At 59.7% G+C, this 16,605-nt stretch carries 18 protein-coding genes; 6 read left to right on the forward strand and 12 right to left on the reverse strand.

The genetic code is table 11. The features are described 5' to 3' along the window. Positions 1–26: 26 nt before the first annotated feature. Positions 27–488 carry an Lrp/AsnC family transcriptional regulator gene (locus AC1DM5_RS30560; protein ID WP_477822916.1) on the reverse strand — a complete coding sequence of 154 codons (462 nt, stop codon included), beginning with the start codon at positions 486–488 and terminating at the stop codon, positions 27–29. A gap of 158 nt (positions 489–646) precedes the next feature. Between AC1DM5_RS30560 and ald the strand changes: the two genes are divergently transcribed. After that, on the forward strand, positions 647–1,765 hold the full coding sequence (ald, locus tag AC1DM5_RS30565) for an alanine dehydrogenase (RefSeq protein WP_477822917.1): 1,119 nt from the start codon (positions 647–649) through the stop codon (positions 1,763–1,765). A 16-nt stretch (positions 1,766–1,781) separates the two neighbouring features. On the opposite strand, the gene AC1DM5_RS30570 is transcribed toward ald, so the two are convergent. The 5 genes from AC1DM5_RS30570 to AC1DM5_RS30590 all read right to left on the reverse strand — a co-directional run bounded on the left by AC1DM5_RS30570 (position 1,782) and on the right by AC1DM5_RS30590 (position 5,654). After that, on the reverse strand, positions 1,782–2,291 hold the full coding sequence (locus tag AC1DM5_RS30570) for a DUF1203 domain-containing protein (RefSeq protein WP_477976510.1): 510 nt from the start codon (positions 2,289–2,291) through the stop codon (positions 1,782–1,784). Positions 2,292–2,388: 97 nt separating this feature from the next. Further along, positions 2,389–2,949: a GNAT family N-acetyltransferase gene (locus tag AC1DM5_RS30575; RefSeq protein WP_007815685.1), complete on the reverse strand. Its 561-nt coding sequence runs from the start codon at positions 2,947–2,949 to the stop codon at positions 2,389–2,391. 5 nt (positions 2,950–2,954) lie between these two features. Next, positions 2,955–3,824, reverse strand: coding sequence for a 3-mercaptopyruvate sulfurtransferase (gene sseA, locus AC1DM5_RS30580; RefSeq protein WP_477822919.1), 870 nt, complete (start codon positions 3,822–3,824; stop codon positions 2,955–2,957). Positions 3,825–3,869: 45 nt separating this feature from the next. After that, complete coding sequence (locus AC1DM5_RS30585) at positions 3,870–4,607, reverse strand: alanyl-tRNA editing protein (protein ID WP_477822920.1); 738 nt, start codon at positions 4,605–4,607, stop codon at positions 3,870–3,872. Positions 4,608–4,613: 6 nt separating this feature from the next. Then, complete coding sequence (locus AC1DM5_RS30590; RefSeq protein ID WP_477822921.1) at positions 4,614–5,654, reverse strand: cysteine synthase A; 1,041 nt, start codon at positions 5,652–5,654, stop codon at positions 4,614–4,616. 211 nt (positions 5,655–5,865) lie between these two features. Between AC1DM5_RS30590 and AC1DM5_RS30595 the strand changes: the two genes are divergently transcribed. Together AC1DM5_RS30595 and AC1DM5_RS30600 are read left to right on the forward strand one after the other, a co-directional pair. Then, complete coding sequence (locus tag AC1DM5_RS30595; RefSeq protein WP_477822922.1) at positions 5,866–6,525, forward strand: ChrR family anti-sigma-E factor; 660 nt, start codon at positions 5,866–5,868, stop codon at positions 6,523–6,525. A gap of 98 nt (positions 6,526–6,623) precedes the next feature. After that, entirely contained in the window at positions 6,624–7,457 is an 834-nt protein-coding gene (locus tag AC1DM5_RS30600; RefSeq protein WP_477822923.1) for an SDR family NAD(P)-dependent oxidoreductase, read from the forward strand. Here AC1DM5_RS30600 and AC1DM5_RS30605 read toward each other — a convergent pair whose 3' ends face one another. The 4 genes from AC1DM5_RS30605 to AC1DM5_RS30620 form a co-directional block, all read right to left on the reverse strand. After that, a complete protein-coding gene (locus tag AC1DM5_RS30605; protein WP_477976512.1) occupies positions 7,458–8,717 on the reverse strand; it encodes a class I SAM-dependent methyltransferase in 1,260 nt (419 codons plus the stop codon). A gap of 78 nt (positions 8,718–8,795) precedes the next feature. Continuing rightward, positions 8,796–9,656 (reverse strand): DUF1365 domain-containing protein, encoded by an 861-nt coding sequence (locus AC1DM5_RS30610; protein WP_477822925.1) that lies wholly within the window; start codon positions 9,654–9,656, stop codon positions 8,796–8,798. Beyond that, positions 9,653–10,990 carry an NAD(P)/FAD-dependent oxidoreductase gene (locus tag AC1DM5_RS30615; protein WP_477822926.1) on the reverse strand — a complete coding sequence of 446 codons (1,338 nt, stop codon included), beginning with the start codon at positions 10,988–10,990 and terminating at the stop codon, positions 9,653–9,655. Before AC1DM5_RS30615 ends, AC1DM5_RS30610 begins: the two co-directional genes overlap by 4 nt. Further along, the gene (locus AC1DM5_RS30620; protein WP_477822927.1) at positions 10,987–12,441 is read right to left on the reverse strand and encodes a cryptochrome/photolyase family protein; all 1,455 of its coding nucleotides are present in this window, start codon (positions 12,439–12,441) and stop codon (positions 10,987–10,989) included. Before AC1DM5_RS30620 ends, AC1DM5_RS30615 begins: the two co-directional genes overlap by 4 nt. 299 nt (positions 12,442–12,740) lie before the next feature. Here AC1DM5_RS30620 and AC1DM5_RS30625 point away from each other — a divergent pair, with 299 nt between their 5' ends. From AC1DM5_RS30625 to AC1DM5_RS30635, 3 genes are all read left to right on the forward strand, one after another. Beyond that, positions 12,741–13,328 (forward strand): RBBP9/YdeN family alpha/beta hydrolase, encoded by a 588-nt coding sequence (locus AC1DM5_RS30625; protein WP_477822928.1) that lies wholly within the window; start codon positions 12,741–12,743, stop codon positions 13,326–13,328. Between the two features lie 88 nt (positions 13,329–13,416). Continuing rightward, entirely contained in the window at positions 13,417–13,980 is a 564-nt protein-coding gene (locus tag AC1DM5_RS30630; RefSeq protein ID WP_477822929.1) for a methylated-DNA--[protein]-cysteine S-methyltransferase, read from the forward strand. A 75-nt stretch (positions 13,981–14,055) separates the two neighbouring features. Further along, entirely contained in the window at positions 14,056–14,445 is a 390-nt protein-coding gene (locus tag AC1DM5_RS30635; protein WP_477822930.1) for a RidA family protein, read from the forward strand. Positions 14,446–14,617: 172 nt separating this feature from the next. Here the strand turns inward: AC1DM5_RS30635 and AC1DM5_RS30640 are convergent, their stop codons facing one another. Together AC1DM5_RS30640 and AC1DM5_RS30645 are read right to left on the reverse strand one after the other, a co-directional pair. Further along, on the reverse strand, positions 14,618–15,199 hold the full coding sequence (locus AC1DM5_RS30640) for an NAD(P)H-dependent oxidoreductase (RefSeq protein WP_477976514.1): 582 nt from the start codon (positions 15,197–15,199) through the stop codon (positions 14,618–14,620). Further along, positions 15,196–16,605, reverse strand: coding sequence for an FAD-binding oxidoreductase (locus AC1DM5_RS30645; protein ID WP_477820916.1), 1,410 nt, complete (start codon positions 16,603–16,605; stop codon positions 15,196–15,198). Before AC1DM5_RS30645 ends, AC1DM5_RS30640 begins: the two co-directional genes overlap by 4 nt.

Here is a 16,605-nt window from a genome sequence, read left to right on the forward strand (position 1 = left end):
CAGGATTTCGAGGGCTTTGCAAGGGCTCAAAGGCCGACATTCGGCCTGTCGATGATTTCGCGCAGCGCAAAGCTTGAATTGATCTTCACCACATGCGGCAGCGCCGAAAGCCAGTCTCGATGGATGCGCTCGTAATCTTCCAGATCACGGGCGGCGACGCGCAGGATATAGTCGTATTCGCCGGACATCAGGTAGCAGACGAGCACGTTCGGACAGCGTTTCACTGCCGCCTCGAATTCTGACAGCGTCTTGGCGAACTGGCCGGACAGCGAGATGTGCACGATGGCGATCATCTTGTATTCGAGCGCCTTGTGCGAAAGCCGCGCATGATAGCCGCCGATGACACCACTCTTTTCGAGAATATCGAGCCGCCGCGAACAGGCGGAAGGCGATAGTCCCACCTTGTCGGCGAGCTCCGCATTGGTGATACGGGCATTGATCTGCAGCGCCCTTAGAATCGCAAGATCGATACTATCGAGGTCAGACATTCGAAGAACCTTCGAAAAATGGACGGTTGGCGCAATAATCTTCGAAACTTTGCTGAAACGCAAATCCTCTTTGCAAGGACATTTCGTGGCCGTGGTGGTTGGATTTAGGAGCAAGAAAACGCTCCGCGGAACGCGGACATAAAATGAGAGGAACGCGAATGCGTGTCGGCTGCCCGAAGGAAATCAAGAACCATGAATATCGCGTCGGCCTGACGCCGGCTTCGGTAAGAGAATATGTCGCCCACGGCCATGAGGTCTGGGTGGAGACGAAGGCGGGTGCCGGCATTGGTGCCGATGATGCCGCCTATATGGCTGCTGGCGCGAAGATCGCCGCCTCCGCCAAAGATATCTTCGAAAAGTGCGACATGATCGTCAAGGTCAAGGAGCCCCAGCCGTCGGAATGGGCGCAGCTCCGCGACGGTCAGCTCCTTTACACCTATCTGCATCTTGCGCCCGATCCGGAACAGACCAAGGGTTTGCTCGCTTCCGGCGTTACGGCAATCGCCTATGAGACCGTGACGGACGATCGCGGCGGCCTGCCGCTCCTGGCGCCGATGTCCGAAGTCGCCGGTCGTCTTTCGATCCAGGCCGGTGCCACTGCGCTGCAGAAGGCCAATGGCGGCCTCGGCATCCTGCTCGGCGGCGTGCCCGGCGTTCTCCCGGCCAAGGTCGCCATCATCGGCGGCGGCGTCGTCGGTCTGCACGCAGCCAAGATGGCAGCCGGTCTCGGCGCCGATGTCAGCATTCTCGACAAGTCGCTGCCACGCCTGCGCCAGCTCGACGATATCTTCAGCGGCCGTATCCATACGCGCTATTCCAGCATTCAGGCCCTGGAAGAAGAAGTTTTCTCCGCTGATCTTGTCATCGGTGCCGTGCTGATCCCTGGCGCTGCCGCGCCGAAGCTCGTGACCCGCGAAATGCTGACAGGCATGAAGAAGGGCTCAGTCATCGTCGACGTCGCGATCGACCAGGGCGGCTGCTTCGAAACCTCGCATGCAACGACCCATTCTGAGCCGACCTATGTCGTCGACGGCGTCGTGCATTATTGCGTCGCCAACATGCCGGGCGCCGTTCCCGTCACGTCTGCCCACGCACTGAACAATGCGACACTCGTCCACGGCCTCGCACTCGCCGATCGCGGCCTGCGCGCCATCGCCGAGGACAAGCACCTGCGCAACGGCTTGAACGTCCATAGGGGCCGCATCACCAACAAGCCGGTCGCTGACGCGCTTGGTTATGAAGCTGTCGCGCCGGAAAGCGCGCTGAACGTAGCGTAAACCAGCTGACTCTAGGTCAGATGAAGGCGCCGGTTGCCGCAAGGGCCGGCGCTTTTACTTTGTCGATCCGGCATTGGTAGCAATTGTTGCGCGCGGAGCGCACATGCACATAGGCGATGCCGGGCCGCGCAAGCAGTTCGGTCGCATAAGCAGGGATCTTCTCGATCGGCGTGACTGCACCGGTGCCATAGACGATCCTGTCATTCYCGCCATAGCCGCGCACAATGAAGTCAGGGCTTGTCGTCAGGACAGGAGGCAGAACCTCTTCGGCGGAATAGCGCTTGCAAGGCTGCTTGTGCAGGAAGATCGGGCCGGTCTCGGCATAGGGCTGCAGTTCCGGAAAGGGCCGGTAGGCAAAGACGAAGAGTTCTTCGTCGGCGCCGATATTCCCCAGGCAATGCCGGCAGGGGTAACCGTCGCCATCGGAAACAAGCGTTTCCGGCAAACGATCGTAGGCATCGCGGCCACCGCTCCAGAGCGCTTCTGCATCTGATGTTGGCATGGCGGAAAACTGAATGCTGGTCATGGCAAACCTCCCTGTGAGCTTTGCCATAGTTTCCGCGCTGACGGTCGCACAAGCCACCCGATTCTTGCTGCGAACAGCAGTCGGCGTGCAAACGCAATCAGCTTTTCCTGGCGATTTCCAGCAGTTCTTTGTCGCTCAACGGCCTGACGATCCCGGTGCCGGTGGAGACGGGAGAGAAACCGAACATCTGATAGAGCTGTAATGCCCGTGGATGGTCGAGATTGTTGGTGGTCGTCGTGACCTTTGTCGGGTTCAGTGTCCAGATCGCGTAGAGCGCCTGGAGCAGGAACCATTTGCCTATGCCGAGGCCGAGCGCATGTTCGAAGAGCCCGAAATGGGAGAGCTCGATCGTATCCTCGTCCTCGCAGAGATATTCAAAAAAGCCGGCCGGCGCACCGTTGACGTAAAGTACGCTGATATTGTTGCGCTTGTCGTGCAGCGCTGCCGTAAGCTCCTCGTCACTCATCCTTAGCCGGTCGACCCACTGCCAGCGCGCGCCAACCTGCCGGTAGAGGTAGCGATAGAAGGCCAAGGGAATACCTGGGGCGCGCATGATTGCCGTCTGTATGTTGACGGGCACAGGCAGGCTTGCCTTCGGCGGCGCGACCATTTCAAGCCGCGTAATATGGGCCTTGAGCGAGGCGGGCGTCTTTCCCATGGCGGTCAGGCTTTGACCGGTTCAGGCGGGCCGGTGACGACGGGCGTGTCCTCGCGGCTGCCCCATTCGCTCCAGGAGCCGTCATAGAGCTTGTTATCGGTATGGCCGAGCGATTCTAGCGCCAGCGTGATGATCGCGGCGGTAATGCCCGATCCGCAGGAGGTGACGACCGGCTTGGAAAGGTCGATGCCGGCATCCTCGATCGTCTGCTTCAGTTCCGGCAGCGATTTGAAGCGGCCCTGATTGGCGAAGACGCCTGATGGCAGGCTGCGTGCGCCTGGCATATGGCCGGAACGCATGCCTGCGCGCGGTTCGGGCTCTGCGGCGGCGAAGCGGCCGGCGCTGCGGGCATCGGCGATCTGCAGAGCGCCACTCGCAACGATATCGCGCATCTGCTCGAGATGAACGACGCGGCTGGCATCATAATTCGTCTTGAAGGTTGCCGGAGCATAGTGCGGCACCTCGGTTTCGAGCGGCCGCCCCTCGGCTATCCAGCCGTCCAATCCGCCATCGAGCACGAAGACGTTCTTTGCGCCCATCACCCGGAACAGCCACCAGACACGTGGCGAGGCGAACATGCCGATACCGTCATAGACGACGATCCGGTCGTTCTCGCTGATGCCGAGCTTGCCGGCTTCAGCGGCGAAATAATCGGGCGAGGGGATTGTGTGGGGCAGGTTCGTCGAATGGTCGGCGATCTTGTCCTGATCGAATCGGATGGCGCCCGGAATATGACCGGCGGCATATTCCGCATCCGCATCACGTTTCTGCGCCGGAAGATAGAAGGATGCGTCGAGCACCCGCAGATCGGGCTTGCCGAGTTCAGCCTGCAGCCAGTCGGCCGAGACGACGAAACGGCTCTTGGTGTCGCTCATGATGATCTCCCCAAAATATCAGGCCCAAATAGCAGGCATCGTCTATCAGGCTTCGTCGCCGGGCGTGCCGAAGCGAATGCGGAAGCGCCGGTTCTCTTTGCCCTTCTTCTCGATCTTGGCAATATGAATCTGACCGACTTCCTGTGTTTCCGAAACATGCGTGCCGCCACAGGGCTGGCTGTCAACAGCAGAATTCTCCCCGATGCAGACGAGGCTGACACGGCCAAGGCCAACAGGAGGACGCACATTCTTCGATTTGACGATGCCGGGATTGGCGGCGAGCTCCTCATCCGTAATCCACTGAAGATAGACCGGATGGTTCTGATTGACGAGGTCCATCAGCTTGGCCGTCACTTCGTCCTTGTCGATCGTATCGATCATGTCGAAGTCCACGCGGCTTTCGTCCTCGCCGACCGCTGCCCCCGTGATCGGATAGGAGCAGATGACCGACAGAAGATGGCAGGCGGTGTGCATGCGCATCAGTCTGTAGCGGCGCGGCCAGTTGATGTGCAGCACCAGCTTCTCACTGATCTCAGGCCGTGCCTGGCCTTCCAGCGGCACATGAATGACGATGTCCTTGGTCGCGCCATGTTTCGCCTGGCCAAGCTCTATCTTGGAGCCGTCAGCTCGTTCGAAAAAGCCGGTATCGCCAGGCTGCCCGCCTGATGTCGCGTAAAAGCAGGTCTGGTCGAGCTCGATGCCCCCGTCCTCGTGAACGGCCGTGACGACCGCTTCGCATGTGGAAAGATAGAAGTCGTCACGGTAGAGGGCATTGACTGGCATGGAGGCTCACGCTGCGGGTTCGTAGGGTATCTTGATATCCGTCGAGCCGACCATCCATTGAGGAATGGGCAGGCCCTTGGATGAAAGGAAATCCGGATTGAAGAGCTTGGACTGATAGCGGTTGCCATAATCGCAGAGGATTGTCACGACCGTGTGGCCGGGGCCGAGATCCCTGGCGAGGCGAACCGCACCGGCAATGTTGATCGCCGTGGAGCCACCAAGGCAAAGCCCTTCATTCTCGACGAGATCGAAGAGGTAGGGAAGCGCCTCAGCATCGGTGACGTGATAGGAGAAATCAGGCGTGAAGCCTTCGAGGTTGGCCGTGATGCGCCCCTGGCCGATACCCTCCGTGATCGACGAGCCCTCGGACTTCAACGTGCCGTTCGCGTAGAATTCGTAGAGTGCCGCACCCTCGGGATCGGCAATGCCGATCTTGATGTCCTTGTTGAAGGCATTGAGACCTGCCGCCACGCCAGCAAGCGTCCCGCCTGAACCGACCGAGCAGATGAAGCCATCGACCTTGCCGTCCGTATCTTTCCAGATCTCGGGCGCGGTGGTTTCGATATGCGCCTGCCGATTGGCGACGTTGTCGAACTGGTTCGCCCAGATCGCACCGTTCGGCTCGCTCTTGGCAAGCTGTTCGGCAAGGCGACCGGAAACCTTCACGTAGTTGTTCGGGTTCTTGTAGGGGACGGCCGGAACCTCAACGAGCTCGGCGCCGAGCAGGCGCAGCGCATCCTTCTTTTCTTGGCTCTGGGTTTCCGGAATGACGATCACGGTACGATAGCCGAGCGCTTTGGCGACGAGCGTCAGGCCGATCCCGGTATTTCCGGCCGTACCTTCGACGATGACGCCGCCGGGCTTGAGCAGGCCCTTTCTTTCCGCGTCACGGATGATGTAGAGCGCCGCTCGGTCCTTCACCGACTGGCCGGGATTGAGAAACTCGGCCTTGCCGAGAATGGTGCAGCCGGTCGCCTCGGAAACACCCTTGAGCTTGATGAGGGGCGTATTGCCGATAGCCTCGATTACGGAGGGGTGGAAGGTCATGGAATCTGCCTCGTTTACGCATAGTTTAGGAACGGTCTTTTCCCTTCACAAGGCGGCATTGGCAAGAAATCCTATTCCATGCCTTCTAAGCCCGCGATAAAATTAGTCTTCTATTTCCAGCCTTTCGCTCAGCCCGGGCAAGCAGTGATCCGAAGATTGACTTTCGGCGTATGGATGACGACAAAGCAAGGTACGGGCGCAGGAACAAGGCGTGACCGAATCTGACATGGTTCACGAGCATATCGACACGATCGATGCATTGATGGCGCATTATGTTGCTGGCTCCCTTCCGGAGCCGGCCCGCGCACTCGTGGAATCTCATCTCGAAATGAAGCCGGACAATCGCGGCCTGGTGGTCGACCTCGAACGGCTGGCTGGAGAAGCTCTGGAGAGCACGCCATCAAGCCCGATCAGCGACCGTGATGCGAAGCTTGCGGCAATCTTCGGCTCGAAGGCTCCTGTTTCCCCTCCGAAGCTCCCGTCACGTCCGCAGGGTGCTCTTTTCCCGCGCGCCCTGCGCAATCTCATCGGATTCGAAGCTGATGACGTGCCGTGGCGCAAGCGCCTTCCGGGCTTCAAGGAATATGCGACCGATATCGACGGCTGCGAGGTCAGCCTGATGTGGATACGGCCGGGCCGCGCACTGCCTGCCCACACGCATGCGGGCATGGAACTGATCCTCATTCTCGATGGCGCTTTCCGCGACGAGCGCGGCCGTTTCGGGCCGGGGGATATCTCGGTTGCAGATGCCACCGTCGACCATCGCCCCGTCGCCGAAAAGGACCGGCCCTGCATCGCCTTTGCCGTTTCGGACGGCCCGATCAAGCTCACCGGCTCCTTCCGGCAGATCATCGGCGACCTCATCGGCTGAAAGCAGCCACAATGCTGTGATAGAGCCATGGTCCCGGGAGAGATGAGGAGCTTCCGGGCCTGTGTTCGTGTTCAAATCGGCAGACCGGAGGAAGTGTCATGCGTAATTTCATCGCCCGTCCAGAACATGGTATCGTCTGGATTTCCGGTGCGAGTTCCGGAATAGGCCGAGCGCTGGCGCTGAAGCTTGCAGGCGAGGGATACAGGGTCGCCGTCACCGCCCGCAATCACGAAAAACTGGTGGAATTGCAGGTCGAGGCAGCCGGACTGTCCGGCAGCATCATCGTGCTCGATGGCGATGTGACCGATGCCGAAGACATGGAACATGTCATGGCCTCGATCGAATATGAGCACGGTGCGCTCGCCATGGCGATCCTGTGTGCAGGCGTCTATCAGCCCGTCCACGGCGAGGATCTGAACAGAGCCGATTTCGAGAAGACTTTTGCCGTCAATCTGTCAGGCGTCGTCAATTGTCTGCTGCCGGCGATCCGCCACATGAAGGCGAAAGGGCAGGGGCAGATTGCCATCGTTTCCTCGGTAACGGGCTACACGGGATTGCCGACCAGCGCCGCTTACGGCGCGACCAAGGCTGCCCTGATCAACATGGCAGAAAGCCTGAAATTCGATCTCGACAAGATCGGCATCCGCATCCAGCTCATCAATCCGGGCTTCGTCGATACGCCGGCAACGCGCAAGAATCCCTTTCCCATGCCGGCACTGGTTTCGCCCGAGATGGCGGCAGAGCGCATTGCGGCGGGCCTCAAATCGCAGGCTTTCGAGATCACTTTCCCGAAGCGTTTCACCTATGTGCTGAAGTTCCTGCGGATCTTGCCTTACGGTCTCTATTTCGCACTGGTGAACCGCTTCACCGGTTGGGGCGAGCGGCCTGCCAACTCCAGTCACCGACCGGTGACGCCACATCCGGCCGAGTGATCAAGACCGCGAAAAGACCACCTGCCGCACATCGATGTTGCGGGCGCGAAAGCCTGCTTCGCAGTAGAATAAATAAAATTCCCAGAGCCGCTTGAACCGGTCGTCGAAACCCATCGGCCTGAGTTTGTGCCAGACGGACCAGAAGCGCTCGCGCCATTCCGCCAGCGTACGGGCGTAATCGAGGCCGAAACCGAAGTCTCTGACCAGTGACAGGTCCATCTTCCTGCCGAGTTCGGCAAGGTGGTGGCGTGTCGGCAGCATGCCGCCGGGGAAGACATATTTCTGGATGAAATCCGGATTGCTGCGATATTGCTCGAAAGATTCAGGACGAATGGTGATGATCTGCAGGCCTGCCTTGCCACCCGGCTTCAGGCACTGTTTCAGCTTGGAGAAATAGGCCGGCCAGTATTYCTCGCCGACAGCCTCGAACATCTCGATCGAGACGATGCGGTCATAGACCCCGGTCTCGTCTCGATAGTCCTGAAAGCGAAAATCGACCCTGTCGCTAAGCCCCGCGTTGCTGATGCGCGTTCGCGCGAAGGCAAGCTGCTCGCGGCTGATGGTCAGCCCCGTCACCCGGCAATTCAACTCGCCTGCCGCAAATTCGGCGAAACCACCCCAGCCGCAGCCGATTTCCAGTACGTGATCGCCGGGCGTGATGCCGGTCGCCTCCGCCAGCGCCCGATATTTGGCGTTCTGTGCCGATTGCAGGTCGTTGGCGCCGGTCGAATAGAGCGCCGAGGAATAGGTCATGCTCGGATCGAGCCATTGCTTGTAGAAATCGTTGCCGAGGTCGTAATGGGCAGAGATATTGCGCTTGGAACCCGTCTTGGTGTTGGCATTCATCCAATGGCGGATACGCTCGACGAAGCGGCCGACGCCGCGCTTGCCATGCGCGTAGCTGTGCGCCGCTTCGCCATTGACGAGAAAAAGCTCGAGAAAGGCAGTGATATCGGGGCTGTCCCAGTCGCCGTCCATATAGGTCTCGGCGACACCGATCGTGCCGCTGGTCAGCGCACGGCCGGCAAGGTTCCAGTTTCGAAGCGTCAACGCGGCGTCAGGTCCGGCAGCCTTACCCTTGATGAACACCTTGCGCCCATCGGGCAGCGTGACGGCAAGGGAGCCGTGCTGCATGCGCATCAGGCCGCGCAGTGCAAGCTTCGCTTTGAAGGGCAGGCCTTTGACGATGCGTGAAATATTCTCCGCCGTCAGCGTCACCGCGTCCCGGGCAGATTGGTTCAAATCCTGTACATTGCTCACTGTCCATCCTCCCGTATTTTTAGGCCGGTCAGGACAATGCTTGCGCCTCTCCTCCGGCGATTGCAGCAAACGCTAGATTCATTCCGCAGCTTCTGCAAGCCGGCTCGCCGGCTTCACGCTGACAGGCGGCGGAGGTGGTGGCCGGCGAACATAGATGGCGCCTTTAAGCCAGAGTTTCAGAGCCTCCCAGTGAATCCCGGTCATGATCTTGATGGTCAGGAAGGGAATAGCTGTGAGAAGATAACCGAGCGTCCGGCCAGTCAGCGGCTTTTTCCGGCCGGCGAAGGTTGCGGCAAGAAGCGGTCCTTCCGCATCGGTTTCCAGGATGCGCCAGCGGATTTCCTGGCCGGGCGGCAGCATGCGGAAATGATAGCGCATGCCGATATCAATGAAGGGAGAGACGTAAAAGAGCTTGTCGCAGGTCTGGCGAAGACCGCTTTCGAAGATTTCATCGTCCTCGACGGGGCAGACATAACTGTGCCGCTCGCCGAAGGTGTTGCGCACCTCGTAGATCAACGCAATCAAGGCATCCCTGTCGTCATAAGCAAAATAGACCGACAGCGGATTGAAGACGTAGCCGAAGATCCGCGGATAACAGACGAGCAGGATTTTGGCCGGTCGCTCGACACAGGCGTCCGCAAGAAGGCGATCGGCATGGGAGCGCAGCTTTCCACCTGCTGCATGGTCCTCTTCATGGAACGAGACGAGATTGCTTCGGTTGACCGAAAACAGCGCCGACTGGCTGTCAGCTTCCTCCAACCGGTCGAGATCAATGGAGAGCGAAAAGACCCGATATTGGAAGCGATGGCCGAACGGTTTAATGCGTTGATGCATGACATCGCCCACATAAAGTACTGCCGCTGCGTCCGGCGGAGGACCGTTTCGCGTCACGCTGACGCCGTACCTCGATGCGTGGGGGCTTTTGCGGGATGCCATCATGCTACCGCTTCCAGTGTGGTTCCACGGGAGGAGGGCCGGGCGGTCCGCCAGGGTGTGATCCCGCCCAGTGCCTCTGTCGCCGCAAGACCGGAAACGAGTCCATCCTCGTGGAATCCGTATCCGGTCCAGGCGCCCGCGAAATAGCAATTGTCTCTTCCCTGAATGGCAGTGATCGCCCGCTGCGCTGCCATCGCTTCCGCGGAAAACTGCGGATGCTCATAGGTGAATTCGGCAAAGACCTTGCGGCTCTCCGGTTCGCGGTCCGGGTTGAGTGTGACGAACAGCGGAAAATTCGGGTCTATGCCCTGCAGCCTGTTCATCCAGTAGGTCACGGCCACACCGGCCCTGCCGTCGGCATGGCTCGAACGCAGATAGTTCCAGGAGGCCCATACCTTGCGCCGCGTCGGCATCAGGCAGGTGTCACGGTGTAGGATAACGCGGTTGGGCTGATAGGGGACAGCAGCGAGCAATCGCTTTTCCTGATCCGTCGCATCGATCAGCAGCCGCGCCGTCTGATTGCTGTGGCAGGCGAAGATCACCTTGTCGAAGAAGGCCTCGCCGCCGGTTTCGTCGATCAGGGTGACGCCGTTGTCGCCGCGGATCACGCCACGCACGCCGCAGCCGAGCTTCATTTTGTCGCCGAGCGGTGACAGAAGCCTTTTCAGGTAGTTGCGGCTGCCGCCGGTGACGGTGCGCCACTGATGCTGACGGCGATAGATAAGCCGGTGATTGTCGAAGAAATTGACGAAATGCTCGGCGGGAAATTGCAGCATCCGCGCTGATGGCGTCGACCAGATCGCCGCCGCCATCGGCACCAGATAGTTGTTGGTGAAACCCGGCGAGAAGCCGCGCCAGTCGAGATAATCGCCGATCGAGCGCGAGGCCAGGTGCCCGGCCGCCCGGTCTTCCAGGCAGGTCCGGTTGAAGCGCAGGATCTCGCGGATCATCCAGAGAAAGGAGGGGTTCAGCAGATTGCGCTTCTGCGCGAATATCGACGATAGCCCGCCGCCACTCCACTCCAGCCTGCCCTGATCCAGCGACAGTGAAAAGCTCATGTCGCTGGCATGCGTGGCGACGCCGAGCTCTGCAAAGAGCGCAGTCAGATTGGGATAATTGTGCTCGTTGTAGACGATGAAGCCGGTATCGACCGGAATGTTCAGCCCGTCATAGTCGACATCGACCGTTGCCGTATGGCCGCCCGGCAGGGCATCCTTCTCGTAGAGCGTCACGTCATGGACAGAGTTGAGCGCCCAGGCCGCCGAGGCACCCGATATGCCCGACCCTATGATGGCGACCTTGAGGCGGCGTAGCAGCGAAGGAACATGAGCGTTCATGCCGCATCCTTTATGGCACTATAGACCTTCAGCGCCCGTCTGCGCGCCGTGGCGTGATCGACGATGGGCCTGGGGTAGGTTTTACCAAGCGTGACGCCGGCGTTTTCGAGCACGCTCGCTGGTGCCTCGAACGGCCGGTGGATATATTTGTCCTCGAGCTTTCCGAGCTCCGGCACGAACTGCCTGATATAGCTGCCGGCTGCATCGAATTTTTCGCCCTGCAGCATCGGATTGAAGATGCGGAAAAAGGGGGAGGCATCGGCGCCTGAACCTGCCACCCACTGCCAGCTGGCCGCATTATTGGCGGGGTCTGCGTCGACAAGCGTGTCGCGGAACCAGGCTTCGCCGCGGCGCCAGTCGACCAGCAGGTGCTTGATGAGAAACGAGGCGACGATCATCCGCACGCGGTTGTGCATCCAGCCATGACGCCAGAGCTGGCGCATGCCGGCGTCGACAATGGGATAGCCCGTCTGGCCATTGCACCAGGCATGAAATCCGTCTTCATCTTCGCGCCAACCGAAGCCGTCGAAATTGTTGTTCCAATTATCCCTGGCAAGCTCCGGAAAATGGAAGAGCAGATGGTAAGAGAATTCCCGCCATGCCAGTTCCTTGCGGAAGCGTACGATATCGTCGGATGGAATGCGCCGCGAAAGTCCCTTCGTGGCGTCCCAGATGCGGGCGGGCGAGATTTCGCCGAGTGCCAAGTGCGGAGAGAGAAGGGAGGTTGCGCTCTTTCCGGGAAAATCCCGATCGGCCGAATAACCCGAAAGTCCGTCCTCGACGAAACCGCTGAGCTTTTCCCGCGCTGCCGCTTCACCCGGCGTCCACATGTCGGGGAAGGACTTTGCCCAGTTCGGCTTAAGCGGTAGGAGCTTCCACGAGGTCAGCGTTTCGGAAGCCGGAAACTGTTTTGGGAAGCGGAAGCGCTCGGGCGCATCGACCGGTGCCTCCGGCTCGCCGCCTTCTTCGAGCGCCCGCCAGAATGGCGTATAGACGCGGTATGACGTGCCGCTTGTCGTTTTGAGTTTGGTCGGCTCATGCAGAAGCTGTCCGCCGAAGCTGCGTGCCTCGATCGCTTGTTTTTCGAATTCATGCTTGAGGCGGGTGTCGATCGCAATGCCCGCCGGATCATAACGGCGGTTCCAGAACACGGCTTCCGCACCGCTCCGCTTGATGATGTCGGCAAGCACATTGCGGGCACGACCGCTTGCCAGAATGAGCTTGCCGCCATGTTTTTTGAGGGCTGCGTCAAGCGCATGCAGCGAATGATGCAACCACCAGGCCTGGGCAGTGCCAAGAGGCCCGGTGCCGTCTTCCTGGGGTTCGCGGATATAAAGCGGAATGACCGGCCGCCCCGATGCGCATGCCGCATGCAGGGCCTTGTTGTCGTCAAGACGCAAGTCCTTGCGGAACCAGACGATTACCGGTCTTGCAACAGTCTCCCGTGCCAATGGCTGCTCCCTGTCTTGCCTCTCTGTCTGTTACGGAAGTACGAGGCAATCGGATCAACAGTTTCATCAGGCGGGCATGAAAAAGGCCGGTCGAACCGGCCTCTCTCAATGAGCGGGTCAGTAGCTGATCAATTGTCATATTCGCGGCAGGCATCGTTGCGGCAGCTTCTGATCCCGCGATGGATTTTCCAGCTTTCTCGCGGGTTTTGGAGCTTCATTTCTTTAGTCCATAAAATTTATGGATAATTCTGGCTGAGATGCGTCGCGGCAGTTTGCTGCGCATGCGCCAGGAGATAGCAATGACAAAAATCCTAATCGTGCCGGGTCTTTTCGGTTCCGACGAGGGGCATTGGCAGCACTATTGGCTTGATGATGTGTCGCAGAGCCGGCTGGTCGACCAGGACGATTGGAATCATGCTCGTCTCGACCATTGGATGGAGCGCCTGGAACGGGCACTGCTGGAGGCGGGAGAAGCCTATATCGTTGCCCATAGCCTCGGCTGCATCCTGACCGCAAGGCTCGCCGACCGGCCGCTGGCCCGCCGGGTAAAGGGGGCGCTTCTGGTCGCCCCGTGCGATTTGCCGGACACTGAAAGGCTGCATCCAGGCTCGCTCGCTTTCGGCCCCATGCCGACCAACCCGCTTCCCTTTCCGAGCCTCACCGTCGGCAGCCTCGACGACAAATATATGTCGCTCGACCGTTTGAGCTTCTACACCCGCCTCTGGAAAACCGAGGTGCGCAACATAGGCCTTGCAGGCCATATCAACATTGCCAGCGGCTTCGGCCGTTGGACCGGCGGCTACGCGCTGTTCGATGCTGTAAAAGGCAAGGCGAAGGCGAAGAGACCGCAGATACCCGCGCTTGCAGCAACTGCCGCATCGGCCTGACATTTTGTCGGGACATGCGCAAGAAACGGGTTGAACTTACGCCTTCGCGGTACGATTCTGATGCCTGACGGAATATGAGGGCTTCACCATGGCTCAGAAAGTGCATCAATATCTGATCTTCGAAACCGCCGGCGGCTTTTGCGGCATTGCCTGGAGCGATGCCGGCGTGACGCGGTTCCAGCTGCCGACGAAGAGCGCCGAGTCGACAGAACGCTTGTTGCTGCGCCGTTTGCCGGCTGCCGAACCGGGCAAGCCGACGCCGCAGATTCTGGACGCCGTTGCTGCGGTAAAGCGCTATTTCGAAGGTGAGGAAGTCGACTTCTCCACTGTCGCCGTTGACCTTGACGGCCAGGACGCATTCTTCCGCGATATCTATGCCGCCGCGCGCCGCGTCAGTTGGGGTCGCACGACCACCTACGGCACGCTCGCCAAGGAGCTTGGAGCAGGACCGGAGGCAGCGCGGGATGTCGGCCAGGCGATGGCGAAGAACCCTGTCGCGCTCATCATTCCCTGCCATCGCGTGCTGGCCGCAGGCGGCAAGATCGGCGGCTTTTCGGCGCCCGGCGGTTCGACCTCCAAGCTTCGCATGCTGGAACTGGAGGGCGTGCATGTCGGCCCGCCGCCGCCTGCCCAGCAATCCCTCGATTTTTGAGGACGAACCGCAAGCAAGTGCTTGGAATGTGCTGAAAATCCTCGCTATAAATCTCTGTCTGTAGTGAGGTTTTTCATGAAGAAGATTTTCAACCCGCCGTCTGTCCGCCGCCCCTTCGGAAATTACAATCACGGCCTTCTCGTGCCGCCGGGCGCATCCTTGCTGGTCACGTCAGGTCAACTTGGAATCGGCCTCGATGAACAGGTCCCCGAGGATGTGACGGCCCAGGCCGAACTCTGCTTCGAAGCGATCAAGGCGATCCTCGCCGAGGCCGAGATGAGCTTTGCCGATGTCATCCGCATTTCCGGCTTCGTGACGAAGCGGGAGGGTTTCCCGGCCTATATGGCGGTGCGCGACCGCTTCACGCTCGACCCGAAACCTGTTTCGACGCTCATCATCGTCAGCGGCTTTACCCGGCCGGAATTTCTGGTCGAGGTGGAAGTAACGGCCGCGAAGGTTTTCTAAGGTTTGACCGTAAGCTCCGCCGCGATCACGACCGCGCAACTCAACGGCGTGGCAGCACGCGTGCAAACCGCCTCCTAAAGCGTATCGCAATCCTTCAGATTTGCTTGCCGCGCTTCAGGCGCTTGTTTTTCGCATGTCGTTGTCGCAAACCGCTGCACATTCTTGCGCGACTTTAGAAGCGCTCCATTGCGCTCTTCACCTTGGCGAGAAACGCTGCCCGCGTCTCCGGGGTGCAGTTGTTCATATCGTAATGCGCGAGGAAGGTGACCGGCTTGAGCGGGTTGATCTGCGCCCGCAAAACACGCTTCACGATCTTCTTGGGCGGATTGCCGGCGACGAAGGCGCGGAAAGGTGTCGCGCCGTAGGTCAGCACCGCACCGAGCTTCTTGATATGGCGCAGGCGGGATTGAACCTTGCCGTCGACAAGTTCGAAGGAAACACCGGGGAGCCAGACCCGGTCGAAGTAGCCCTTGAGAATGGCCGGAAAACCGAAGTTCCAGACCGGTGTGCAGATGACCAGCGCCTCGGCCTGCTTCAGTCTCTCGACATAGGGTTTCACCAGCGAGGTATTGTCGGGATAGTCGTGATAGACGAGCCGGTCATGTTTCGACAGGATGGGGTCGAAATTTTCCGCATAGAGATCGCACGCATCCACCTCGTGCCCGGCCTTGGCGAGGCTCTCCAAGGTCTGTCTGAAGAGCGCTTTGCCGTAGCTTTCCTCGACCGGGTGCGAATGGAGGACGAGAACCCTCATGAAGCCTCCATAACGGCGGCAAGACCCGGGAAGAGATAGTTCTTGCCGGCATTGAAATCGAAGTTGGGATTTTCCCAGGCGATCATCTTGCCGGGATTGAGCAGCCCCTTCGGATCGGTCTCATGCTTGAAGGCGAGCTGCACCTTGTCTGTGCGCTTCATGCCGCCTTCTTCCAGCGTATAGCGGTGCGGGTTGAAGATTGGGCAGCCGTGGTCCTGATGGATCTTGATGATTTCTTCCAGCCGTTCCTCTGTCGTGTAGCGCACCAGCGGCAGGCCCGAGCACTGGATCTGTCCATCGAACTTGATGAATTCGAGATGACCCGGCACCTCATTGCCGAAAATCTCCACCATCTTCTTCACCTTGGCGACATGATCCGGCCCCGGATACTGCACCTGCAGATAGGTGAAGGACGGATCGACCTTGAGCGCACGCAACGTTGTGTGGTTCCAGGCAAGTTCATAGGCATGCGGGATGCCGCGCATGCTCTCGACCTTGTCAGAACGGAACATGATTTCACCCTTCTGCGCTGCCGTAAAGGCCAGGAAGGCATCCATGGAATGCGGCGCGATCATCAGTACGACGATCGACTGGCCCTGACGGATATAGGGCTTGTGACGGGTGAAATATTCATGCGGGATCGGCGCGGCGATCGGCGCTATTTCCTTGACGAGAATGCCGTTGCACTTCGCCAGCGCATCGGAGAAGCGCACTGCATCCATGAAGTCGTCATAGCCGACGAGAACGTCCACCCAGTCATAGGCGGGTGCCAGCGGCATTTCGATTTCCGTGATGATGCCGTTGGTGCCATAGGCATGGCTGACCTTCTGCAGGTCCCAGCCGGTGAGATCGAGCACCCGCGGCTCCGCTTCCATGGTCACGACCCGCAGGCGCAGGATATTGCCGAGGTCGCGCAACCCGCCCCATGTAATCGAGCCGACGCCGCCAGAGCCGCCGGCGATGAACCCGCCGACCGTTGCCGTCTGGGCGGTCGAGGGGTGGAAGCGCAATTCTTGCCCGGAATGTGCCTTGGTCTGCTTGTCGAGCTGGGCGATCACGATGCCGGGTTCGCAGATGACGCGGCCGGGATGAATTTCCTTGATCTTGTCCATGGCGGCAAGGTTGAGCACGATACCGCCCGACAGCGGCATGGCCTGACCGTAATTGCCCGTGCCGGCGCCACGCGGGGTGACAGGCACGCCGTGGGCAAAGGCAACCTTCAGCGTCTGGATAACCTCGGCCTCGTTCTTCGGCGTGACGACGATATCGGCCGTCACATTGTCGAGCTGCGCCTTCAGGATCGGCGAATACCAGTAGAAATCCCGGCTCTTCTGGCGAACGAGCGCCGGATTGTCCTCGATCGCGATACCTTCGAGTTCTTGTCTGATCTTCTGATAATCGGCCAT

The organism is Rhizobium sp. 01T437 (assembly GCF_056398505.1).